Below are 22,025 nucleotides of genomic sequence, written 5' to 3'. Positions count from 1 at the left end.
GGTCGTGCTGGCGCGCAAGCTGCTGCGCATTGCCTTTGCTGTGTGGCGATCGGGCAAGCCGTTTGATGCTCATCGCATCACCCCAAGCGCTTGACTCGAACCATAGAACCTTTGCCGGTCCACCGGGTGCGTCCCCCTCCCGAAGGAAAGGGGGAAGACGCGAAGCGGCTCAGGGGGTGTTTCATCGAGGCAGCATGCGTTGGAGCAGGCCATCGCGGTCGATGATCTGGTGCTTGAGCGCTGCCGCCACATGCAGCAGCACCAGCCCCGCCATCGCGAACGCGGTGTACTGGTGCCAGGGCTTGATGGCCTCGGCCAGCTCCTTGCTCACCGGCACGAAGTCGGGGAGCTGCCACAGGCCCAGGAACACGATGGGAAAGCCCGCCGCAGAGCTGTACGCCCAGCCGATCAGCGGCACGGCGAAGAACAGCAAGTACAGCAGGTGGTGCGTGCCGTGGTGCGCCAGTTTTTGCCACCGCGGCATGGCGTTGTCGACAGCGGCAGGCAATGCTGGGGGGCGGTGCGTCAAGCGCCACAGCAGGCGCAGCACCGACAGCACGAGGATGGTCACGCCCGCCCACTTGTGCCAGTTGTAGAACTTGAGCCGCTGGGGCGAGAACGGCAGGCCGGTCATGTACAGGCCGAAGCCGAACAGTCCGATCAGCGCCAGACCCAGCACCCAGTGCAGGAGGATGGCGGTGCGCGTGTAGCGGCGTGGTGGTGCTGCGGCAGCAGGGGCTTGGGCGGTTGCAGTCATCAAAAAGGTGGCTCAGGAATGTGGGCGCCGGCGTGCTGCAGCGGGTGCTGGTGCGCGTCCGGTGATAGGGCAGTGTAGGAAGCCAGGGGCAGGCCCGGCTTCAGGCAGATTGACCACTCAGTTCAAAAAAAATGAATTGAGGGGGCCTGAGCAATCAAAGTTCCCCAATGCTTGGGGTAACCCTGTGCGGTCAGGGGGCATCGGGTGAGGCGATGGATGAAGAGCGCCCGGGGTCTGGTCGGACCGCGCCGGTCGGACTGTGAAGCGGCGGCATGGCGGCAGGTCGCTCTGTCATGCAGCGCGTCCTGGCGGCTCTTTCAAACGGCGTGCTCGGGCAGCTCGCTCAAGCCGCCGGTGCGCGGATTGCGCGGATTGCGCGGCGCAGGGTTACCGGCCCAGCGCGGCTTTCTTCCACGCCTCGGCCGCGACGGCATCGTCGCCCCGCTGCTCGGCGAGTTCGGCCAGGTGGCGCCATGCACTGGCGCGCAGGCCGGCGTCGGCCAGCTGCTGCGCGGCCTGCGTGAGCAACTGCTGGGACTTGCCCCACAGCTGGCGCTTGAGGCAGGCCATGCCGGCCAGGTACTGCAGCCGCGCGTCGCGCGGATTCGCCTGGTGGGCGGATTCGATGCGGGCCAGCCAGGGCGCGTCCAGTGCATCCAGGCCCGCTTCCAGCGCGCGCACCAGCTTCAGCGCATGGTGTTCGGCCAGCGCGTCGGGCAGGCCGACCATGCGGTCCCACACCGGCAGCAGCCAGGCGCGCACCTGCGTGGCGTCACCACCCAGCGATGCCAGGCGCTGTGCGGCATGGATTGCCAGCTCGGGCATGTTGCGCTCGGACGATTCCAGCGACAGCCAGATCTGCTGCAGCTGCGCCGTGTCGTGCGCGCTGTTGATGAGCTCGGTGGCCAGGCCGCGCACGATGCTCTGCGCCGCGCTGGGCGAGAAAGCGCGGTGCTTGCCCAGCAGGCGCGCGGTGTCGAGTGCCTCTTGCGTCTGCCGTGCCAGGCGCGTGGCCTTGAGCTTGATGCGCAAGGCCAGCGTGCGCCGCGCCGCGCCCTGGGGCAGGGCGGCCAGGCGTTCCAGCGCTGCGCTCGGGTCGCGGTCGTCCAGCGACCAACGGGCGGCGCGCATCTGCGTGCCTTCGCGCATTTCCTGCTCGTTGACGGAGCCGCGGGCCGGGGCCTCCTGCAGCGCATCCTGCAGATGGCTTTCGCGCGTCGCGCGGTCTTGCAGGGCATGCGATGCCTCGGCCGCAATCATGTGCGCCAGAGCGCGCAGCTGGCCGCCGTGCGGCACGCCTTCGCCGGAGGCGGCCAGCGCGCTCTCTTGCGACAGCGCCGCCACCGCCGCCTTGCGCGAGCGGATGAAACGGCCGCCCAGCATGTGGGTCAGCGCATCGAGCAAGGCCGCGTGCATGGCGCGCTCCTTTTGCTGCACGCGCCAGCGGCGGGCCTGGTGCGGCAGCTCCAGCAGCGCAGCCAGGGCGCGCAGCGCGGCGTAGACGGTGACGAACCCGCCCACCAGCAGCAGCACCACCATGTTCAGCGACAGGTCGATGCGGTACGGCGGCCAGTACAGGGTGACGGTGCCCTGGTTGTTGCCCGCGAACAGCGCAGCCGCCACGGCCACGCCAAACAATGCCAAAAGCCAAAGTGCTGCGCGCATTTCAATATTGCTCAGTGATCCGCTGCACTGCGCGCCTGCCCGTGAAACTGGCGCGGCCAGAGGCGAGTGCCACCGTGGAACTGGCTTCGCCAGGCCACCGGTGGCGTCCCCCTCCCGCAGGAGAGGGGGAAGGCGCGAAGCGACTCAGGGGGTGATTCATTTACCTTCCGGCTGCTGCGGTGGCCAGGGCGGACAAGGTTTCGTCCAGCCGCGGCTGCTCGGCCGCCTTCATGCTGGCCTGCGCGGTCTGCAGCGTGCTGGCCGCGTTCTGGGTGCGCCGCGATGCGGGGTCGAAGTACTTGTTCAAGGCCACGGTGGCGGCGGTCAGGTCGGCGCGGGCCGACTCGAATTGCCGCGCGAGCACGCCCAGCCGCGCGTTGAGCAGCTTGAGCTTGAGGTTCTCGCGCAAAAAGAAGGTCTGCTCGGGCGCCAGCAAGATCGCCTCGGGCTGGTCGATACGGCTCACGCGCACCAGGCCCCGGGCTTCGTCGCGCACCACTTCCCAACTGCGCTGCAGGGTGGCTTGCCACCACGCCATGCCCTCGGTGGGGGCGGGCGGGCTGCCGACAGCGGCCGGGCCGGTGGACAGGCGCTTGGTTGATGCTGCCTGCGCCACGGCGTTCAGCACGGGCAGTTCGTCCACCTGGCGCACCAGGTCGTCCAGGCGGGCCAGCAGGCCGGCGGTGTCGGTGACGGCGGCGCGCGTCAGGCGGTCCAGGTCCCGGCCGATGGCGCGCTGCACGGGCGCCAGCCGCGGTTGGGCTGCCCGCTCGATGCGCTGGTTGGCGCTCTTGAGGGCCGCCACCAGCGGCTCCAGGCTCCCGGTGAGCTGGGCCTGCTGCTGGGCCAGGCGGATGGCGGACTCGATGTCCACCACCAGGTTTTCATCGCGCGACCGGGACAGGCTTTGCATGAGCTCTTCAAGCTGGCTGCGCTGCAGCGCCACCTCGCTCACGCGGGCCTCGGCCACCGACAGGCGGGCGGCGGTGTCGCGCACCAGTTCTTCGGCCTGGCGGGCCATGGTGCGGGCTTCGATGGCCTGCGCGCCGGAGTCGGCGGACTGCCGGGCCAGTTGCTCCTGGATGGCGCTCAGCCGCTGCCACAACAGGCCGCTGCTGATCAGCGCGGCGGCGGCCACCGTGCCGAGCAGCAGCGTCACGGCGCCGCCGCGGCCTGTGGCGGCGGGTGCCGGTGCAGGGGCTGGAATGGCCGCCGGTGCGGCCACGGGCGCGCCGGCGTGGGCTGGAGGCAGGTCGTGGGAAGGCGCGGAACTCATGCGCCCGATTCTATCGACGCCACCACGTCGGCCAGCGCCGGACGGCATTCCCGCACCGTGCCAAAGCCCACTGCGCGGGCGGCCTGGGCGATGCGTGGGTGGGTGGCCAGCGCCTGCGCCGCTGCCCAGGTTTGGCCCGGCAGCGCCTGTGCCAGATGGGCCACGGCCTCGGAGCTGCTCAGCAGCCACACCGAGCCGTCCTGCGCGGCCTGTTGCGCCAGCGCCCTCTCCGCCGCATGGAAAGTGGGTGCGCCGCGTTGGTATGCCACCACAAAGTCCACCTGCCCGCCGGCGGCAGTGATCTGCTGTGCGAGCCAGTCGCGCCCCGTGCCCTGCACCGATTCGTGCGCGCCGTCGGGCGTGGCCGAGCGCCCGCGCACGATGAGCACACGGTCACCGGCTCCGATCTGGCCGTGCACCTGTTGCCACAGCGATTCGGAGTCGAACTGCGCGGCATCGGGCGCCGGGCCGTCGATCTGGCTGGGTGGCACGCCCGCCTGCACCAGCGCGGCCGCTGTGCCCGGGCCGGGTGCCCATGCTCTTGTTTTGATAGCTGGTAGCGCCTGCCTATCCAGCGGTAGGGGCTGTTTTGATGCAAAAAAGTAGGTGGCGGCATTGCCGCTCACGAACATCAGCGCGCGGTACCCGACCAGCCGTGCGCGCGCCTGCGCCAGCGCCTGCTGGGCTGCGGGGTCTGTGCAGGGGCCGATGCCGATCAACGGCAGTGCGACGGCATCAAGGCCGTGCGCAGAAAGCTGATCAACCCAGTGCGCGGCCTCGCGGGCCGGCCGCGTGACGATCACCCGGGGCAGGGGCATGGCCGCCTCGGCTCAGTCTTGTGGGCGGGACGCGGGGTCCACGCCGCGCGCGCCGCCAGCGCGCAGGCGCTCGGCCACCGCGGTGCCCAGTGCTTCTGCTTGAACCAGCGTGGCCACGGGCCCGTGGGCCTGTGCGCGCACCAGCGGGGCCTGGCCGTCCGTGTCGCCCCAGGCAGCGTCGATGTGCAGCACGCCGCCGCTCATCGTGCCGTGTGCCGCCAGCGGCATGGAGCAGCTGCCGCCCATGGCACGGCTGACCGCGCGTTCGGCCGCCACGGTGAGCCAGGTGGCCTGGTGCGCCAGCGGTGCCAGCGCGTCCACCAGGTCCTGCCGCTCGCCGCGCACCTCGATGCCCAGCGCGCCCTGGCCCGCTGCGGGCAGCATGGTGTCGGGGTCGAACGCGGTGCGGATGCGGGACTCCAGTCCCAGGCGCTTCAAGCCCGCGGCCGCCAGCACGATGCCGTCGTACTGGCCTTCGTCCAGCTTGCGCAGGCGGGTGTCAAGGTTGCCGCGCAGCGGCTCTATTTTCAGGTCCGGCCGCAGGGCCTGCAGCAGCACCTGGCGGCGCAGGCTGGAGGTGCCCACCACCGCGCCCTGGGGCAGATCGGCGAGCGACGCATAGCGGGGCGAGACGAAGGCGTCGCGCGGGTCTTCGCGTTCCATCACGCAGGCCAGCACGAAGCCTTCGGGCAGCTCCATGGGCACGTCCTTGAGCGAGTGCACGGCGATGTGCGCGCGGCCTTCTTCCAGCGCCACTTCCAGCTCCTTCACGAACAGGCCCTTGCCGCCCACCTTGGACAGCGAGCGGTCCAGGATCTGGTCGCCCTTGGTGGTCATGCCCAGCAGCTCCACCGTGTGGCCCTGCGCGCGCAGCAGGGCTTGCACATGCTCGGCCTGCCACAGCGCCAGGCGGCTCTCGCGCGTGGCGATCACGATGGAAAGCGGCGGGGTTGCCGCGGGGCTGTGCCCTTGCGGCAAGCGAGACTCCTGGGGGGGCAGCGACCCGGTCGGCGAAGCGTGGGGGGCGTCTTTGGAGGTGCTCAAGTTCGTAACCTGTTTGTAATCTTTCAGGGGCGGGCGATGCTAGCATGCGCCCGCACCGGGGCTGTGGTGTGGCCTGGCGCAGACCGGGCGGGCGGCCCCCGGCCATCCCATCCATTCCCGGAGACACCTGCATGAAACGATCCGACAAGGACCAGCCCCTGATCGACGACATCCGCCTGCTCGGCCGCATCCTGGGCGACGTGATCCGCGACCAGGAAGGCGTGGCCGCCTATGAGCTGGTCGAGCAGGTGCGCAAGCTCTCGGTAGCCTTCCGGCGCGACGCCGACCAGGAGGCCGACCGGGCGCTCAAGAAGCTGCTCAAGTCGCTGTCGGGCGACCAGACGGTGAGCGTGATCCGCGCCTTCACCTACTTCAGCCACCTGGCCAACCTGGCCGAGGACCGCCACCACATCCGCCGCCGCGCCGTGCACGAGCGCGCCGGCGACACGCAAGAGGGCAGCATCGAGGTTGCCCTGTCGCGCCTGCGCTGGGCCGGCATTGCGCCCAAGACCATCTCGCAGACGCTGGCCGGCAGCTACGTGGCGCCGGTGCTCACGGCCCACCCCACCGAAGTGCAACGCAAGAGCATTTTGGATGCCGAGCGCGACATCGCCCAGTTGCTGGCCACGCGCGACGACATCCAGGTGCGCGCCCAGCTGTACAACACCGCCAAGGACGCGCTCACCCCGCGCGAGCTGGCCGCCAACGAGGCACAGCTGCGCGCCCGCGTGGCCCAGCTGTGGCAGACGCGCCTGCTGCGCTACAGCAAGCTCACCGTGGCCGACGAGATCGAGAACGCGCTGTCGTACTACGAAGCCACCTTTCTGCGCGAGATTCCCAAGATCTATGCCGACCTGGAAGCCGAGCTTGGCCAGTACCCCGTGCACAGCTTCCTGCGCATGGGCCAGTGGATCGGCGGCGACCGCGACGGCAACCCCAACGTCACCGCGCAGACCCTGCAGTACGCCCTGGGCCGCCAGGCCGAGGTGGCACTGCGCCACTACCTGACCGAGGTGCACTACCTGGGCGGCGAGCTGTCGCTGTCGGCGCGCCTGGTGCAGGTGTCGGCCGAGATGGAGGCGCTGGCTGCGCGCTCGCCCGACACCAACGAGCACCGGGTGGACGAGCCGTACCGCCGGGCGTTGACGGGCGTCTATGCGCGCCTGGCCGCTTCGCTCAAGGAGCTGACCGGCGGCGAGGCGGCGCGCCATGCGGTCGCCCCGCAGAACCCGTACGTGAGTGCCGAGGCCTTTTTGGCCGACCTGCGCGTGATCGAGGCGTCGCTCAAGTCCCACCACGGCGAAGCCCTGGCCGCCGAGCGCCTGCACCCGCTGATCCGCGCGGTGCAGGTCTTCGGCTTTCACCTGGCCACGGTGGACCTGCGCCAAAGCTCCGACAAGCACGAAGAAGTGGTGGCCGAGCTGCTGTCCACGGCACGCATCGAGACCGCGTATTCCACGCTGTCCGAGACCGACAAGCGCGCGCTGCTGCTGCGCCTGCTCAACGACGCGCGCCCGCTGCGTGTGGTGGGCGCCAGCTACTCGGACCATGCCCGGGGTGAGCTCGCCATCTTCGAGGCGGCCCTGGTCATGCGCCAGCGCTACGGCCACCAGGCCATCCGCCACTACATCATCAGCCACACCGAAACCGTGAGCGACCTGCTGGAGGTGCTGCTGCTGCAAAAGGAAGTGGGGCTGATGCGCGGCACGCTGGACGGCGATGCCCGCAACGACCTCATCGTGGTGCCGCTGTTCGAGACCATCGAAGACCTGCGCAATGCCGCGCCCATCATGCGCGAGTTCTACGCGCTGCCGGGCGTGGCAGGCCTGGTGCACCGAAGCGGCAGCGAGCAGGACATCATGCTCGGCTACAGCGACAGCAACAAGGACGGCGGCATCTTCACCAGCAACTGGGAGCTGTACCGCGCCGAGATCGCGCTGGTGGAACTGTTCGACGAACTGGCTACTAGCCACGGCATCCAGCTGCGCATGTTCCACGGCCGCGGCGGCACCGTGGGCCGTGGCGGCGGCCCCAGCTACCAGGCCATCCTGGCCCAGCCGCCCGGCACCGTGCGCGGCCAGATCCGCCTGACGGAGCAGGGTGAAGTCATCGCCTCAAAGTACGCCAACCCAGAGATCGGCCGGCGCAACCTGGAGACGCTGGTCGCCGCCACGCTCGAAGCCACGCTGCTGCAGCCCACCAAGCCTGCGACCAAGGCGTTCCTCGATGCCGCAGCCCAGCTGTCGCTGGCCAGCATGGGCAGCTACCGCGCACTGGTGTACGAGACGCCCGGCTTCACCGAGTACTTCTTCAACTCCACACCCATCCGCGAGATCGCCGAGCTCAACATCGGCTCGCGGCCCGCCAGCCGCAAGGCCAGCCAGAAGATCGAAGACCTGCGTGCCATCCCCTGGGGCTTCAGCTGGGGCCAGTGCCGCCTCACGCTGCCCGGCTGGTTCGGCTTCGGCTCTGCAGTCGATGCCTTCGTCAACGCCGAAGGCAAGGACCCCAAGAGCCAACTGGCGCTGCTGCAAAAGATGTACCGCCAGTGGCCGTTCTTCCGCACCCTGCTGTCCAACATGGACATGGTGCTGGCCAAGAGCGACCTGGCCCTGGCCTCACGCTACAGCGAACTGGTGACCGACGCACGCCTGCGCAAGAAGGTCTTCACCGCCATCGAGGCCGAATGGCAGCGCACCGCCGAGGCCCTGACCCGCATCACCGGCGACAAGCAGCGGCTGACGAACAACGTGGCACTGGCCCGGTCGATCAAGCACCGCTTTCCGTACATCGACCCGCTGCACCACTTGCAGGTCGAACTGGTGCGGCGCTGGCGCGCAGGGCAGGGGGATGAGCGGGTGCAGACCGGGATTCATATCTCCATCAACGGGATTGCAGCGGGGTTGCGGAATACGGGCTGACGCGATTCCACGGCACGACCCTGTGGTGCCGAGCACTGAGCACTGAGCGTTGAGCAGGGCGTGCTGTGAAGCACGGCGGTGCGGGGTTCCGAGGGGGCCGTGTCCCCATGGCCTTATCTCCCCTGCGGAGAGGCCGGGTGCACATCCATCACCCGCACGATGGAAGGCGCCAGCATTTCAGCGGCTGGCGCGGTCTAAATCCCTACCTTCGGTGGTTAGAGCACCCCCAATCCGGCATTACCCGCTGCGGCGTTCTACTACGATAGATTGAGGGGAGCACGGTCATAGACGGCATCTGCGGCGCGACCCCAGCCAAGCGAAAAGCGTCGGCGCACAACCATCTCCAGAACCACAAAGCACGCAGGCCATTCGCCTGCGTGTTTGCGTTCTGTGGTCGCAATGGCAGCAGCGGGGGCATTGGCCTGCGTGCAGCAACTGTCTGGTTTGGCGGCGGACTGCTCAAGCTTGATTGCCTGCATGCCCCTGGCTATTGGATGAACCCATGGAACGCACCCATTGCAATCAATACCTATGCTGAGTTCTTCTTCTTCAACACTGCGAGGCCGCATCATCCGTCGGATGGCGCTGTTGCTGGCTGCATTGGCCCTCTGGTTTTTGGCGGTGGCGCCCATGGCCCGCTGGATCACTTGGAGCAAGGCCGACCAGGAAATAGCGGCGCTGGAAGCCGCGGCAGAGCAGGACGAGAAAATCTCCCCGATCGTGGTGTACAGCACCATTCGCCGGCTGGAGGCAGAGGCCTTCGCGCAGGAGAAGACGCTGACCGCCACCGGGCTCATCACGCTATGGTTCGTGGTCAGCACCATCCAGTCGGCCAAGCGTCGGCGCAACGAGTCAGCGCAATTTTGACGCCGATTCGCTGTCGCTCGCACAGCTCCCAGTCGTTGGCGGTGGGCCGTTGCCCCCGCGCAGCAGCAGTGCTACGGGGTGACACGGCGCCTTAGTCCCCCAGCAACTCCCCCACCGCTTTCAAATCTTCCACCCGGTCGCAGATCGCCTTCACCGCCATCATCACCGGGATGCCCAGCAGCAGGCCCCACAGGCCCCACAGCCAGCCCCAGGCGAGCACGCTCACGAACACGGCGACGGGGCTCATGCTGCTTGTGCGGCTGGTGAGCCAGGGGGTGAGCAGGTTGCCGATGAGGGTGTGGATCACCAGCGACGCGCCGCCGATGGCCAGGGCCATGTCGATGGTGCCGAACTGCAGGAAGGCGACCAGCGCCGATGAACCCGTGACCAAGGCCGAGCCGATGTACGGCGCGAGGTTGAGCACCCCGGCCACCACGCCCCACACGGCGGCGTTCTGCAGGCCCAGCGCCCAGTACGCCAGGCCCGTGGCCACGCCCACCAGCACGCTGGTGAACACCTGCACCAGCAGGTAGCGCTGAATCTGGTTGGTGATGTCTTCCAGCACGTGGATGGTGACCTTGCGCCGCTCCAGGCTGGTACCGGCGATGCGCAGCAGCTTGTTGCGAAACAGGTTGCCGGAAGCGAGCGCGAAGAAGGTGAGGAAGATCACCACCGTCAATTGCCCCAGGGCCGACATCAGACCCATGGTGCCGCTCCACAGGTAGTCGCGCACGTTGAAGGGCGGGCGCTCGACGATCACGCGCTGCACGCCGCGGCGGGCGGGGGCGGCGGCCGTGTTCTCATTGGCGGCCTGTTCGATCTGGGCGGCGGCCTGCTGCACGGTGTCCAGCGGGCTGGCGGTGGTGGCGCGCGAGCGGATGTTGTCGCGCACCTTTTTGGCGGCTACCGGCAGGGAGTCGACCAGTTGTGCAGCGCCGTCGCTCAGCGACCAGGCGGCGGTGGCCAGGCTGCCGACGATGGCGATCAGCAGCACGCCCGCGCCCAGCCAGCGCGGAACGCGGGCGCGGTGCAGCATCTCGACGGCAGGCCGCAGCGCCGTGGTGAGCAGCAGGCTCAGCATGATGGGGATGAACACCGCACTGGCCCAGTGCAACAAGGCCACGCTGGCGAACAGGGCCAGCAGGGCGAGCGACAGGTTGCGCACGTCCACGGGCATGTGGAGCATGAGCGGGCTGTTCAAGGCGGTGGGGGAGGCCGAGGACAGCGCGGCTTCTGACATGGCGGGTGTCGCAGGACCTGCGGGTGCCGCCACAGTCTGCGGGCTGATTCGGTCAGCGGCCGGAGTTGATGAGGGAGGCTGCGCCGGGGGCGCTGCTGCATGCGCTGTCTCCTGAGGGGCGGTGCCGGCCGGCCTGGCAGGGGCGGCGTCCGCGGTGGTGGCGGGGGCAGGGGGCAGGGGGTCGGCAGCGGGCGCAGTCATGCGCAGATTGTGCTGCAGCCATCCCACCGCGTTTGTAGGCGGCCACGCCACCGCTCGTGTTGTGCCGGGGGAAGAACGGCGCAAAACCCACGCTTATTGCCTGATGGCGGTAACCCCTGCACCGCTACGATGACGCGATGCCATTGCAATGCCTGCATTCCATTCACTTCACGGCGACAAGGGGGTCGTGCGCATGAAACACCAACGACCACGGGCGGTGGGCGTGCTGTGGCGCGCCGCGGCAGCTGCTGCCGTCCTGCTGATGGCCGGCTGCTCGTCCCTGGATGTGCCCCGCGCCGACAACTATCCCGCCACCGACCAGAAAAAGGCGCGCGCTGTGCACCACTGGGATGTGCTGGCCGACGATGTGGCCAGCCGCATTGCCAGCAAGATCAGCGCCTGGCCGGCCGGTGAGTACCCCATCTACGTGTCGACGATCGCAGGCGACACCAGCTTCAACAACGGATTTCGCAAGCTGCTCATCACGCGCTTGCTGGACCGGGGCGTGACCTTGTCCACCCAGCCGACGGCCGTGACGCTGACGTTTGAAACGCAACTGGTGCAGCATGAGGCACGGGTGGTCAGCAAGGGCCCGATGCCCTGGACGCGCCTGGCACTGGGCGTGGGCGTGGCGCGTGACTGGCATCTTTACCACCAGAGCGCGGGTTCAATGCTCGGCGGGATCGTCGCGCTGGGCGCGATCACCGACCTGACGCAATACGCAATCAGCGGCGCCGCAGCCGGTGGGCCCACGCGCACCGAAGTGCTGATCACCACGTCGCTCGAAAGTGCAGACCGGTACCTGGCGCGCACGGCCGATGTCTACTACATCGAGCAGGATGACTCGGTCCTGTACAAGGCCAAGGCGCCTGAGCCGCCGCCCCCCATGCCGCCCCCGCCCACACCCATGAAAACGTGGCAGGTGGTGGCACCATGACGCCCCGCCTGCCCCGCGCCCCAATGCGCGCCATGCACACACTGGCTGCCGCCTGCCTGGCCCTGGGCCTGCAGGGCTGTGCGAGCAACCCCATGCACAGCTACTACTACGGCGACCGGGCCGGTGGCATTTCGCGCAGCGACCTGATCGAGACCAACGAGCGCGCTGCCGACGCGCTGCTGCAGTACGCACCGCTGGACGCGCGCCAGCCGGTGCTGGTGGCCACGTTGGTGAATGTGGACCGCCTGACCGAATCGTCCCGTCTGGGCCGCATCTTCTCCGAGCAGATTGCGGGCCGCCTGGTGCACCGCGGGCTGCGGGTGACCGAGGTGAAGCTGCGCGACAACCTGCTGCTGCAGCGCGACCAGGGCGAGTTGCTTCTGTCGCGCGAGGTGCGCGAGGTCAGCCAGGCACAGGACGCCCAGGCCGTGGTGGTGGGCACGTATGCGGTGTCCACGACGGTGGTCTACATCAGCTTGAAGCTGGTGAACCCCGTGGGCAACACGGTGGTGGCGGCGTACAACTATGCGGTGCCGATGGACGAGAACGTGCGGGCGTTGCTGGCTGGAAGGTAGTGAAGCCCCCCTGAGCCGCTTCGCGCCTTCCCCCGAGGGGGACGCCCCCAGCGCGGCGGGGCGGCCCTTGCGCGGGGGCACTGGCTTGGTCCATGCGAGTTCATAGACCAGTGGACTGTTGTCTCCTCCAGAAACACCAAAGCCCCGCCGGTAGTCCGTGCGGGGCTTTTTGCTGGAAAGGTCAATGCAGCATCAGCGCGCCGGCGGTCTTGCTCTTGCCAGCGCGTGCGGGTGGGTTGCACAGGCCGCAGGTGAAGTGGCGGTTTTCGTACAGCTCGGTCACGAACTGGCCGCTGCACTGCGAGCACTTGGTGCGGGTGAGCATGCCGGCGTCCACGAATTTCACCAGGCGCCAGGCGCGGGTGAAGGACAGCAGGGGTTCGATCTCGGCGGTGGCGACCTGTTCGTTGTACAGGCGGTAGGCCTTGGTCAGCAGTTCCACCGAATCCAGGTCCACGCCCTTGGACAGGTATTCGTAGATGTTCAAGAACAGCGAGCTGTGGATGTTTTCCTGCCAGGTCAGGAACCAGTCGGTTGAGAAGGGCAGTTGGCCCTTGGACGGCGACTTGCCCGCTATCTCCTTGTACAGGCGGATCAACCGCTCGTACGACAGCGTGGTTTCCGACTCCAGCACCTGCATGCGTGCGCCCATCTGGATCAGCATGGCAGCGCGTTCGATCTGCTTGGATTCGTTCAGAACGCTCTTGGCTGGGGCTTTGACGGCGGCGGCAGTGGTGGTGGACGACATGGCGGGCTTTCGGCGGGGTGGGCGGTGAGGGCGGGGCGGGTGAAGCGCTGCTCTGTCAGAGCACTTCAGACACGCGGCTGGCCATCAGGATGTTGGCGTGCAGCGTGTTGGTGGCTTCGTTGCCCACCTTCTTGGCCGAGTGGTTGGTCAGCAAGCTCCAAACCAGGTTGTCGTCCACACGGAAGCTGCACAGCAGCGTGTTGCGGGAGGCCAGCTTCATCACTTGTGCTGCGGACAGCGAAGCGAGAATATCGGCAGACTCCTCGTTCATGCCCAAGCGGAACACGGCTTCCGCCTTGTCCTGGCGAATCAGGGTCTGGGCCAGCATCAGGTAAGTGAGGTTGGCTTCGCGGATTTCAGCGAGGATTTGTTCGTTGGTCATGGCAGCTTCCTTTTTCCAGTTCGGGGTCCGCGTTTCCTGCTGATTGCAGGCTTTGCGTGATCCGATGAAATGGATTGTGAAACCGCCCCAATCAGAAATTAAGTCGGGGTTTGGATGTGCAGCGTGTCTGGTTGTGCGGTGGGCCGTGTAGGAATTTGCCTTACAAGAACCTCAGGCGCTGTCCCGCATTTCCATTGGTGCAGGGGTGCTGTGCCTGTATGCACACCCTGCCCGATTCTGCTCATGGTTTTGATAGCGCCTGCAAAACCATCTTTTTTGCGGTTTTACACGCCGCGTTGGCATGTTGTGGCGCGAATCAGCCTTTTTCGACCGGGCGGGCGGGGTCTGAGCACCATTCGCTCCAGCTGCCGGCAAACAGCGCGGTAGGGCCCAGGCCGGCCACTTCCATGGCCAGCAGGTTGGGCACGGCGCTCACGCCGCTGCCGCACTGGTGCACCACGGTGGCCGGGTCGCGGCCTGCGAGCAGGGCGTCGAACTCCGCGCGCAGTGTGGCGGCGGGCTTGAAGCGGCCGTCCGCGCCGATGTTCTCGGCAAACGGGCGGTTCAGCGCGCCGGGGATGTGGCCCGCCACCGGGTCCAGCGGCTCGACTTCGCCGCGAAAGCGTGCGCCGGCACGGGCGTCGATCACGTTTTGCGCGGGGCTGCCCAGGCCGGCCAGCACCTCGTCGGCCGTGGCCAGGCGGCGCAGGGGCTCGCCCAGTTCGAAGTTGGACTGGAAGTGCGCGGGCTCCTCACCGCTGGCCACCGCGCCACCGGCCGTCTGCCAGGCCTGGAGGCCGCCGTCGAGCACGGCCACCGCATCGTGGCCCGCCCACTTGAGCATCCACCACAGGCGACCGCAGTAGTTGGCGCCCTGGCGGTCGTACACCACGGCCTGCATGTGGTTGGCAAAGCCTACGCTGGAGAGCCACATCGAAAATCGCTCGCGGCTGGGCAGCGGGTGGCGGCCGCCGGACGCGGGCTTGTCGGCCTCTTGCGCGGTCAGGGTGCCGCCCGCACCGGGCGCGCCGTGCTTGGCGCTCAGGTGGTGGTCGAGGTCGGCGTAGACGGCGCCGGGGATGTGGGCCTGGTCGTACTGCTGTGCACCGGCCGAAGGATGCATCAGGTCGAAGCTGCAGTCGAACACCATCAGCGGCGCGCCGCCGTCGATCAGGGCCTGCAGTTCAGAAGCGGAAATGAGGGTGGTGTAAGAGGTGGTCATCGGAGTGGGATGTCAAAACAACGGGCTCCATTGTGTCCAGTTGCGCGCGGTCCCGTGCATCCAGTTCGTATCAATGTTCTTCAGCGGGCGCACCGGGTGCGGCGCGGGCGCGCAGGATGGTGGCGGCGATGCCGCTGCCCACGATGAGCGCCATGCCCGCCCAGGCGATGGGCGGCAACTGGTCGCCGAACAGGGCCACGCTGTAGATGGCGGCGAACACGATGCCCGAGTACTGCAGGTTGGCCACCACCAGCGTGCCGCGCTGCGTTTTGGCGCTGGCATACGCCTTGGTCATGCACAGCTGGCCGCCCGCCGCCAGGATGCCGATGGGCAGCAGCCAGAGGGCCTGCCACCCCGGCCACACCGACGTGCCGGTGAACAGCAGCGCGGCGCCGCCCGCCACTGCCGAGCCCAGCGCAAAGTAAAACACCGTGCGCGACTCGGGCTCGCCCAAGCGCGACAGGGCCACGACCTGCATGTAGGCAAACGCGGCCGACAGGCCCGACATCAGTCCGATCATGCCGGCGAAGGCCTGGTGCGCGTCCAGGCTGGGGCGCAGCATCATCACCACGCCCACGAAGCCGGTGAGCACGGTGGCGATCAGCGTGCCCTGCAGCGCGGGGCGCGGGGTGGTGGCCGAGGGCCGCCAGGCCAGCAGCGTGCCGCCGATGAGAAAGGCCGCGATCCACACGCTGCTCATGTAGTTGAGCGTCATGGCCGTGGCCAGGGGCAAATGGGCAATCGCGTAGAACCAGGCCCCGAGCGACACCACGCCCACCGAGCTGCGCCACGCATGCATGCCCGGGTACTGCGTGGCCAGGCTCACCTTTTGCGACCGGGCCAGCAGCCACAGAATGGCCATGCCGATGAGGCCCCGGTAGCAGACCAGCTCGGCCGAGTTGAAGAAGCTGGAGGCGAGCTTCACGCACACGCCCATGCTGGCAAACAGGAACGCGGCCAACACCATCCAGAGGGCTTGCATGGGGAATGAGTCTCGAAAGTAAAAATAGCTGCCGCGCTGGATTACCAAGCGCTGGCAGCTATTGTAATGAGAGCATTGCGGGTGAACCCGCGGATTCAGGCGGCTTTGCGCCCCAGTTCAGCGCTTTGGTACTGCTTCACCCATCGCGTTGCGATACCACTCGTGAAAGTGCTGCATCCCGTCTTCCATGGGGCTCTGGTAGGGGCCGACTTCATTGTCGCCGCGCGCCAGCAGCGCCTTGCGGCCGGCGTCCATGCGCTCGCCGATCTCATCGTCCTCGACGCAGGTCTCCATGTAGGCAGCCTTCTGCGCCTCGACGAATTCGCGCTCGAACGCCGCGATCTCTTCGGGGTAGTAGAACTCCACCATGTTCATGGTCTTGGTCGGGCTGATGGGGTGCAGCGTGGACACGGTCAGCACGTGCGGGTACCACTCCACCATGATGTGCGGGTACAGCGTGAGCCAGATCGCACCGTGCTTGGGCGGCTTGCCCTCGCGGAAGGCGAGCAGCGCCTCGTGCCAGCGCTCGTACACCGGGCTGCCGGCCTTGCCCAGGCGGTTGGCCACGCCCACGGTCTGCACCGAGTAGTTCTTGCCGAACTCCCAGCGCAGGTCGTCACACGTCACGAAGCTGCCCAGGCCCGGGTGGAAGGGGCCGACGTGGTAGTCCTCAAGATAGACCTCGATGAAGGTCTTCCAGTTGTAGTTGCACTCGTGCATCTCCACATGGTCGAGCACGTAGCCGTCAAAGCTCAAGTCGGCGCGCGGGCCCATCTGGGCGAGGTCGGCGGCCACGTCGTAGCCGTTGTCTTCGAACAGAAGCCCGTTCCACTCGCGCAGCGGGTAGTTGTTCAGGTTCAGGCACGGGTCGTGCGAGAAGTGGGGCGCGCCCAGCAGTTCGCCCTGGGGGCTGTACGTCCAGCGGTGCAGGGGGCACACGATGTTGCCGCCCGCATGGCCCTTGCCCTGGCCTTGCAGCGAACCCTTGCCCTTGAGCATGACAGCCTGGCGGTGGCGGCAGACGTTGGAGACCAGCTCGACGCCGCCCTGGGCGTTGCGCACCAGCGCGCGGCCCTCGCCTTCCTGGGGCAGTGCGTAGTAGTCGCCCGCATTCGGCACGCTCAGTTGGTGCCCCACATAGCGGGGCCCGCGCTGGAAGATGGTGGCTAGCTCGCGCTGGAACAGCGCATCGTCAAAGTAGCTTGAAACTGGTAGTTGGCTTGCGGCCTGCTGCAGTTGAAGACTTAAATCAGACATGGGTGACCTGACCTAAAGACTCCCCACAGGGAAGTGCGGGAGGTGCGCCGGAGCGCATCCAGAAAAAAGAAACCGGCTCGGGAACATGAGCCGGTGTGCGGGAATGGGATTATAGGCGGTGGGGTTATTCCCGCATCCCCGCTACGTGTATTGAAAAGCTTCGTTCTAGATGCAGATCAAACCGCCGCGATGCCCTGGGCATGGACCGGCTGGCGATTGGCTTCGGCAAGGGCGCGCCCATTCTGCGGCCTTGGCCCCCTGCGTCGCAGTGGTGCGCCTAAAATGACCGGTTTTTTCACCCGCGCTCTGCGCCCCCTCCATGCCCAAGGCCCCCGCCACCCCCGCGCCTCCTTCCGAACCCGCCAGCTACGAAGCGGCGCTGGAGGAACTGGAGCAGCTCGTGGCCCGCATCGAGTCGGGCCAGTTGCCGCTGGACCAGATGCTGGCCGGCTACCAGCGCGGCGCCACGCTGCTGGCCTTTTGCCGACAGCGGCTCGAAGCCGTGCAGGACCAGATCAAGGTGCTGGACGAGGGCCAACTGCAACCATGGAGCCAGGAATGAGTGCAGTGCCCGCGCCGACCGACGCAGCGATGAGTCTTTCTGCTTTTGATGCCGCTCCCTGGAGCCAAAACCACCTTGCCCATGTCGAGCAAGCCCTGTCGCACTGGGTGGGCGACGGTGCGCCCGCCGGCCTGGGCGATGCGATGCGCTACGCGGTGCTCGATGGCGGCAAGCGGCTGCGGCCCCTGCTGGTGCTGGCCGCGTACGAGGCCGTGTGCAGCGCCCACCCCGCTGCGGCAGTGGCGGCGACAACAACCGCGGCAGCGGCGACGACACCGGCTGACGACGCAGCCCTGCGGGCCGCGTGCGCGGTCGAGCTGATCCACGCGTACTCGCTGGTGCACGACGACATGCCCTGCATGGACAACGACGTGCTGCGCCGGGGCAAGCCCACGGTGCACGTGCAGTTCGGCGAGGCGCAGGCCCTGCTGGCGGGCGACGCGCTGCAGGCGTTTGCGTTCGAGCTGCTCACGCCCGACGGCAGTGCCATACCGCCTGCCACACAGGCCACGCTGTGCCGCCTGCTGGCGCGCGCGGCGGGCTCGGCCGGCATGGCCGGCGGGCAGGCGATCGACCTGGCCAGTGTGGGCCTGGCATTGACCGAAGACCAGCTGCGCCAGATGCACCGGCTCAAGACCGGCGCGCTGCTGCAGGGCAGCGTGCTCATGGGCGCCGTGTGCGGCCATGCCGCGCAGCCGGCCTACCAGGCGCTGTCAGACTACGGTGCGGCCATGGGCCTGGCGTTCCAGGTGGTGGACGACATCCTGGACGTGGTGGCCGATTCGGCCACGCTCGGCAAGACGGCGGGCAAGGATGCCGCGGCCGACAAACCTACCTATGTGTCGCTGCTGGGCCTGGCACGGGCGCAGGCCTATGCGCAAGAACTGCTGCAGGAGTCGTACGCGGCGCTCGCGCGCAGCGGCCTGCCCGATACCCGCGCCCTGGGGGCGCTGGCCGACATGGTCGTGCGCCGCTCCCATTGAGCCCGTTCTCGCCCTGTTCATGCACCGTGCTTGCCCCGTTGTTGCCGATCATGATGAAAACTAGCCCCTACCGCTTGCCCAGCAAGCGCTAGCAGCTATCAAAAGAATAGTAATGTCAACCACGTCCTTTCCCCTGCTGCAGACCATCAACGACCCGGCAGACCTGCGCCAGCTCTCGCGCGCAGACCTCAAGGCGCTGGCCACCGAGCTGCGCGAGTTCGTGCTGCAAAGCGTCTCCCAGACCGGCGGGCATCTGAGCTCCAACCTGGGCACGGTCGAGTTGACGGTGGCCCTGCACCACGTCTTCAACACCCCCGAAGACCGGCTGGTGTGGGACGTGGGCCACCAGACCTACCCGCACAAGATCCTGACCGGCCGGCGCGACCGCATGCAGACGCTGCGGCAGATGGGCGGCATCTCGGGATTTCCGCAACGGGCCGAGAGCCCGTACGACACCTTCGGCACGGCGCATTCCAGCACAAGCATCTCGGCCGCATTGGGCATGGCCCTGGCGGCCAAGCTCAAGGGCGAAAACCGCCACGCGGTGGCCATCATCGGCGACGGCGCCATGACGGCCGGCATGGCCTTCGAGGCGCTGAACAACGCTGGCGTGGCCGATGCCAACCTGCTCGTGGTGCTCAACGACAACGACATGTCGATCAGCCCGCCCGTGGGCGCGCTCAACCGGTATCTGGCGCAGCTCATGAGCGGCCAGTTCTACGCTGCCGCCAAGAACGTGGGCAAGACCGTGCTCAAGCCCGTGCCGCCGCTGCTGGAGCTGGCCAAGCGCTTCGAGCAGCAGGCCAAGGGCATGGTGGTGCCCGCCACGCTGTTCGAAAAATTCGGCTTCAACTACATCGGCCCCATCGACGGGCACGACCTCGACTCGCTCATCCCCACGCTTGAGAACATCAAGAGCCTCAAGGGCCCGCAGTTCCTGCACGTGGTGACCAAGAAGGGCCAGGGCTACAAGCTGGCCGAGGCCGACCCCGTGGCCTACCACGGCCCCGGCAAGTTCGACCCCAGCGTAGGCCTGACCAAGCCCGCCACGCCGCCCAAGCCCACGTTCACCCAGGTCTTCGGCCAATGGCTGTGCGACATGGCCGCGCACGACACGCGCCTGGTGGGCATCACGCCCGCCATGCGCGAGGGCTCGGGCATGGTCGAGTTCGAAAAGCGCTTCCCGGACCGCTACTACGACGTTGGCATTGCCGAGCAGCACGCGGTGACCTTTGCGGGCGGCATGGCCTGCGAGGGCGTCAAGCCCGTGGTGGCGATCTACTCCACGTTCTTGCAGCGCGGCTACGACCAGCTGATCCACGACGTGGCGCTGCAGAACCTGCCGGTGGTCTTTGCGCTCGACCGCGCGGGCCTGGTGGGGGCCGACGGCGCCACGCACGCGGGGGCGTACGACATCCCCTTCGTGCGCTGCATTCCCAACATGAGCATGGCGTGCCCGGCCGACGAGCGCGAATGCCGCCAGTTGCTGTCCACCGCGTTCGCGCAGAACCACCCCGTGGCCGTGCGCTACCCGCGCGGCAGCGGCGCGGGCGTGGCGCCCCTGCCGGGGCTGGAAGGCCTGCCGTTCGGCAAGGGCGAGATCCGCCGCGAACGACAGGGCACTGCTGCGCCCGGCAGCACCCCGCGCATCGCCATCCTCGCCTTCGGCACGCTGCTGTACCCGGCCCTGCAGGCCGGTGACGCGCTCGATGCCACCGTGGCCAATATGCGCTGGGCCAAGCCCATCGACGAGGCCCTGCTGCGCGACGTGGCCGAGCGCCACGATGTGCTGGTGACGCTGGAAGAGGGCGCCATCCAGGGCGGCGCAGGCAGCGCCGTGACCGAGGCGCTCAACGCCATGGGCATCGTGCGCCCCGTGCTGCAATTGGGCCTGCCCGATGTCTTCATCGAGCATGGCGACCCGGCCAAGCTGCTGGCACTGCAGGGCCTGGATGCCGCGGGCATCGAGCGGGCGATCCGCCAACGCTTCCTGGCGTCCTGATCGGCACACCGCCAGGGGGCGGTGGTGCGGCAATGGCTACTGGCATGGGCGGCCCGCACAGGCCGTGCACTGATGGCCGGCCGCGTTCGGAGCGTCGCCGCGTGCGGCGCCATCGCTTCGGCGTCACCTTGCACTGCGATCGGCCAGAGCGGGGCAGTTGCCGCTGCGGCCCTGGACGGCTTCGGCCGGGCGCAGAGATACCTCGCCCGGCGCCCGGGAAAACCTAGAGGGCAGTCCGCACCCCTGCCTTCTACAATTGCGTCAAAAAGCAACGGGCCACCAGCCCGTGCGGGCGCTGCAAGGGTGCCCTGGCTGCTCCCTTCCGGCACTACCACCCCTCTGGAGACTTTTTGTATGGATCGCCGTTCGCTCATCAAGCACTCCGGTCTGGCGGGTGTACTGGCCACAGGCGTTGCGCCGGCCGTGCATGCCCAGCCCACGCTGCGGTGGCGCATAGCATCCAGTTTTCCGCGCTCCTCGGACAACATCTTCGGCGGCGCCGAGGTGTTCGCGAAGGCCGTGCGCACCCTGTCCAACGGCAAGTTCGAGATATCGGTCCACCCCGGCGGAGAACTCATGCCCCCGTTCGACGTGGTGGATGGCGTGCAGAGCGGCGCGGTGGAGATGTGCCACGCCGTGCCGTATTACTTCTACGCCAAGAACCCGGCGTTCGCGCTGGGTTGTGCGGTGCCTTTCGGCTTCAATGCCCGCCAGATGAGTGCGTGGATGCTGCATGGCAACGGGCGCAAGCTCATGAACGAGTTCTACGCCGGCTACAACATCGTGAGTTTTGCCTGCGGCAACACAGGCACGCAGATGGGCGGCTGGTTCCTGCGCGAGATCAAGACGCCTGCGGACTTCAAAGGCCTGAAGATCCGGGTGGGTGGCGGCTTGGTGGCCGAGGTCATGCAGAGGCTGGGCGCCATTCCGCAGAGCCTGCCGGGCGGCGAGATCTACCAGGCGCTGCAAAAGGGCGTGATCGATGCGGCCGAGTGGATCGGCCCTTACGATGACCAGAAGCTGGGCTTCAACAAGGTGGCGCCTTACTACTATTACCCCGGCTGGTGGGAGGGCGGCCCCGAGGTCGATCTCTATGTGAACAAGAAGGCCTACGAGTCGCTCACGCCAGACTACCGCTTCATCATCGAGGCTGCGGCATCGATAGCGCACACGGACATGCTCGCCCGGTACGACGCGCTCAATCCCAACGCGCTCAAGCAACTGGTGGCCGCCAAGACCAAGGTGCTGCCGTTTTCGCAGACCGTGATGGATGCCGCGTTCAAGGCATCGATGGACGTCTTCGCGCAGAACGACTCCAAAAGCCCGGAGTGGAAAAAGATCTACGGCGACATGCGCAACTTCCAGCGTGACCAGATCCTGTGGTTCCGGTTTGCGGAAGCGCGGTATGACACGTTCATGTCGGCGCAGAAGATTTAGCTCCCCCTGAGTCGCCTGCGGCGCCTTCCCCCTGAGGGGGACGCACCCAGCGGCCTGGCAAAGGTTCTATGGTTCGAGTCAAGCGCTTGGGGTGATGCGATGAGCATCAAACGGCTTGCCCGATCGCCACACAGCAAAGGCAATGCGCA

Annotated in this window: 20 protein-coding genes; 8 read left to right on the top strand and 12 right to left on the bottom strand. The window is 67.6% G+C overall.

All coding sequences use genetic code 11. From position 1 onward, the window contains the following. Positions 1–181: 181 nt before the first annotated feature. The 5 genes from ASF16_RS11610 to hemC form a co-directional block, all read right to left on the bottom strand. The gene (locus tag ASF16_RS11610; protein ID WP_056166951.1) at positions 182–757 is read right to left on the bottom strand and encodes a cytochrome b; all 576 of its coding nucleotides are present in this window, start codon (positions 755–757) and stop codon (positions 182–184) included. A gap of 387 nt (positions 758–1,144) precedes the next feature. Continuing rightward, a complete protein-coding gene (locus ASF16_RS11605) occupies positions 1,145–2,422 on the bottom strand; it encodes a heme biosynthesis HemY N-terminal domain-containing protein (RefSeq protein WP_056166948.1) in 1,278 nt (425 codons plus the stop codon). Positions 2,423–2,582: 160 nt separating this feature from the next. Continuing rightward, positions 2,583–3,698, bottom strand: coding sequence for a uroporphyrinogen-III C-methyltransferase (locus tag ASF16_RS11600; RefSeq protein ID WP_056166944.1), 1,116 nt, complete (start codon positions 3,696–3,698; stop codon positions 2,583–2,585). Beyond that, positions 3,695–4,516 carry a uroporphyrinogen-III synthase gene (locus ASF16_RS11595; RefSeq protein WP_056166942.1) on the bottom strand — a complete coding sequence of 274 codons (822 nt, stop codon included), beginning with the start codon at positions 4,514–4,516 and terminating at the stop codon, positions 3,695–3,697. The genes ASF16_RS11600 and ASF16_RS11595 overlap by 4 nt, the downstream gene beginning before the upstream one ends. A gap of 12 nt (positions 4,517–4,528) precedes the next feature. Beyond that, entirely contained in the window at positions 4,529–5,494 is a 966-nt protein-coding gene (hemC, locus tag ASF16_RS11590) for a hydroxymethylbilane synthase (RefSeq protein WP_056166939.1), read from the bottom strand. Between the two features lie 197 nt (positions 5,495–5,691). Here hemC and ppc point away from each other — a divergent pair, with 197 nt between their 5' ends. Further along, entirely contained in the window at positions 5,692–8,481 is a 2,790-nt protein-coding gene (ppc, locus tag ASF16_RS11585) for a phosphoenolpyruvate carboxylase (protein WP_056166937.1), read from the top strand. A 257-nt stretch (positions 8,482–8,738) separates the two neighbouring features. Here ppc and ASF16_RS26120 read toward each other — a convergent pair whose 3' ends face one another. After that, the gene (locus ASF16_RS26120) at positions 8,739–9,113 is read right to left on the bottom strand and encodes a hypothetical protein (RefSeq protein ID WP_156372040.1); all 375 of its coding nucleotides are present in this window, start codon (positions 9,111–9,113) and stop codon (positions 8,739–8,741) included. Here ASF16_RS26120 and ASF16_RS11580 point away from each other — a divergent pair. Next, complete coding sequence (locus ASF16_RS11580) at positions 9,112–9,348, top strand: hypothetical protein (RefSeq protein WP_156372039.1); 237 nt, start codon at positions 9,112–9,114, stop codon at positions 9,346–9,348. The two genes, ASF16_RS26120 and ASF16_RS11580, sit on opposite strands and share 2 nt — an antisense overlap. 91 nt (positions 9,349–9,439) lie before the next feature. Here the strand turns inward: ASF16_RS11580 and ASF16_RS11575 are convergent, their stop codons facing one another. Further along, positions 9,440–10,795: an AI-2E family transporter gene (locus tag ASF16_RS11575; RefSeq protein WP_056166954.1), complete on the bottom strand. Its 1,356-nt coding sequence runs from the start codon at positions 10,793–10,795 to the stop codon at positions 9,440–9,442. Between the two features lie 187 nt (positions 10,796–10,982). On the opposite strand from ASF16_RS11575, the gene ASF16_RS11570 reads away from it, so the two are divergent. Both ASF16_RS11570 and ASF16_RS11565 read left to right on the top strand, forming a co-directional pair. Then, positions 10,983–11,726: a hypothetical protein gene (locus tag ASF16_RS11570; protein WP_056166930.1), complete on the top strand. Its 744-nt coding sequence runs from the start codon at positions 10,983–10,985 to the stop codon at positions 11,724–11,726. A 23-nt stretch (positions 11,727–11,749) separates the two neighbouring features. Then, on the top strand, positions 11,750–12,301 hold the full coding sequence (locus ASF16_RS11565; RefSeq protein WP_056166928.1) for a FlgO family outer membrane protein: 552 nt from the start codon (positions 11,750–11,752) through the stop codon (positions 12,299–12,301). A 181-nt stretch (positions 12,302–12,482) separates the two neighbouring features. On the opposite strand, the gene flhC is transcribed toward ASF16_RS11565, so the two are convergent. The 5 genes from flhC to ASF16_RS11540 form a co-directional block, all read right to left on the bottom strand. Then, positions 12,483–13,049 (bottom strand): flagellar transcriptional regulator FlhC, encoded by a 567-nt coding sequence (flhC, locus tag ASF16_RS11560; RefSeq protein WP_056166927.1) that lies wholly within the window; start codon positions 13,047–13,049, stop codon positions 12,483–12,485. Positions 13,050–13,104: 55 nt separating this feature from the next. Further along, entirely contained in the window at positions 13,105–13,431 is a 327-nt protein-coding gene (flhD, locus tag ASF16_RS11555; protein WP_056166924.1) for a flagellar transcriptional regulator FlhD, read from the bottom strand. A gap of 316 nt (positions 13,432–13,747) precedes the next feature. After that, complete coding sequence (locus tag ASF16_RS11550) at positions 13,748–14,653, bottom strand: sulfurtransferase (RefSeq protein WP_056166921.1); 906 nt, start codon at positions 14,651–14,653, stop codon at positions 13,748–13,750. A 70-nt stretch (positions 14,654–14,723) separates the two neighbouring features. Next, complete coding sequence (locus ASF16_RS11545; RefSeq protein WP_056166916.1) at positions 14,724–15,635, bottom strand: DMT family transporter; 912 nt, start codon at positions 15,633–15,635, stop codon at positions 14,724–14,726. Between the two features lie 117 nt (positions 15,636–15,752). Continuing rightward, complete coding sequence (locus tag ASF16_RS11540; protein WP_056166913.1) at positions 15,753–16,892, bottom strand: aromatic ring-hydroxylating dioxygenase subunit alpha; 1,140 nt, start codon at positions 16,890–16,892, stop codon at positions 15,753–15,755. Positions 16,893–17,211: 319 nt separating this feature from the next. On the opposite strand from ASF16_RS11540, the gene ASF16_RS11535 reads away from it, so the two are divergent. From ASF16_RS11535 to ASF16_RS11520, 4 genes are all read left to right on the top strand, one after another. Continuing rightward, positions 17,212–17,454 carry an exodeoxyribonuclease VII small subunit gene (locus ASF16_RS11535; protein WP_056166910.1) on the top strand — a complete coding sequence of 81 codons (243 nt, stop codon included), beginning with the start codon at positions 17,212–17,214 and terminating at the stop codon, positions 17,452–17,454. Then, positions 17,451–18,437, top strand: coding sequence for a polyprenyl synthetase family protein (locus ASF16_RS11530; RefSeq protein ID WP_056166907.1), 987 nt, complete (start codon positions 17,451–17,453; stop codon positions 18,435–18,437). The genes ASF16_RS11535 and ASF16_RS11530 overlap by 4 nt, the downstream gene beginning before the upstream one ends. A gap of 112 nt (positions 18,438–18,549) precedes the next feature. Beyond that, entirely contained in the window at positions 18,550–20,439 is a 1,890-nt protein-coding gene (gene dxs, locus ASF16_RS11525) for a 1-deoxy-D-xylulose-5-phosphate synthase (RefSeq protein WP_056166904.1), read from the top strand. Between the two features lie 354 nt (positions 20,440–20,793). Next, positions 20,794–21,876, top strand: a complete 1,083-nt coding sequence (locus ASF16_RS11520) for a TRAP transporter substrate-binding protein (RefSeq protein ID WP_056166900.1) — start codon at positions 20,794–20,796, stop codon at positions 21,874–21,876. The last annotated feature ends 149 nt before the right edge of the window (positions 21,877–22,025 follow it).

This window comes from Acidovorax sp. Leaf78 (assembly GCF_001422735.1).
Lineage (GTDB): Bacteria > Pseudomonadota > Gammaproteobacteria > Burkholderiales > Burkholderiaceae_C > Acidovorax.
Note: the sequence above shows the minus strand (reverse complement) of the source record. Positions and strands in the feature narration are given on the sequence as shown.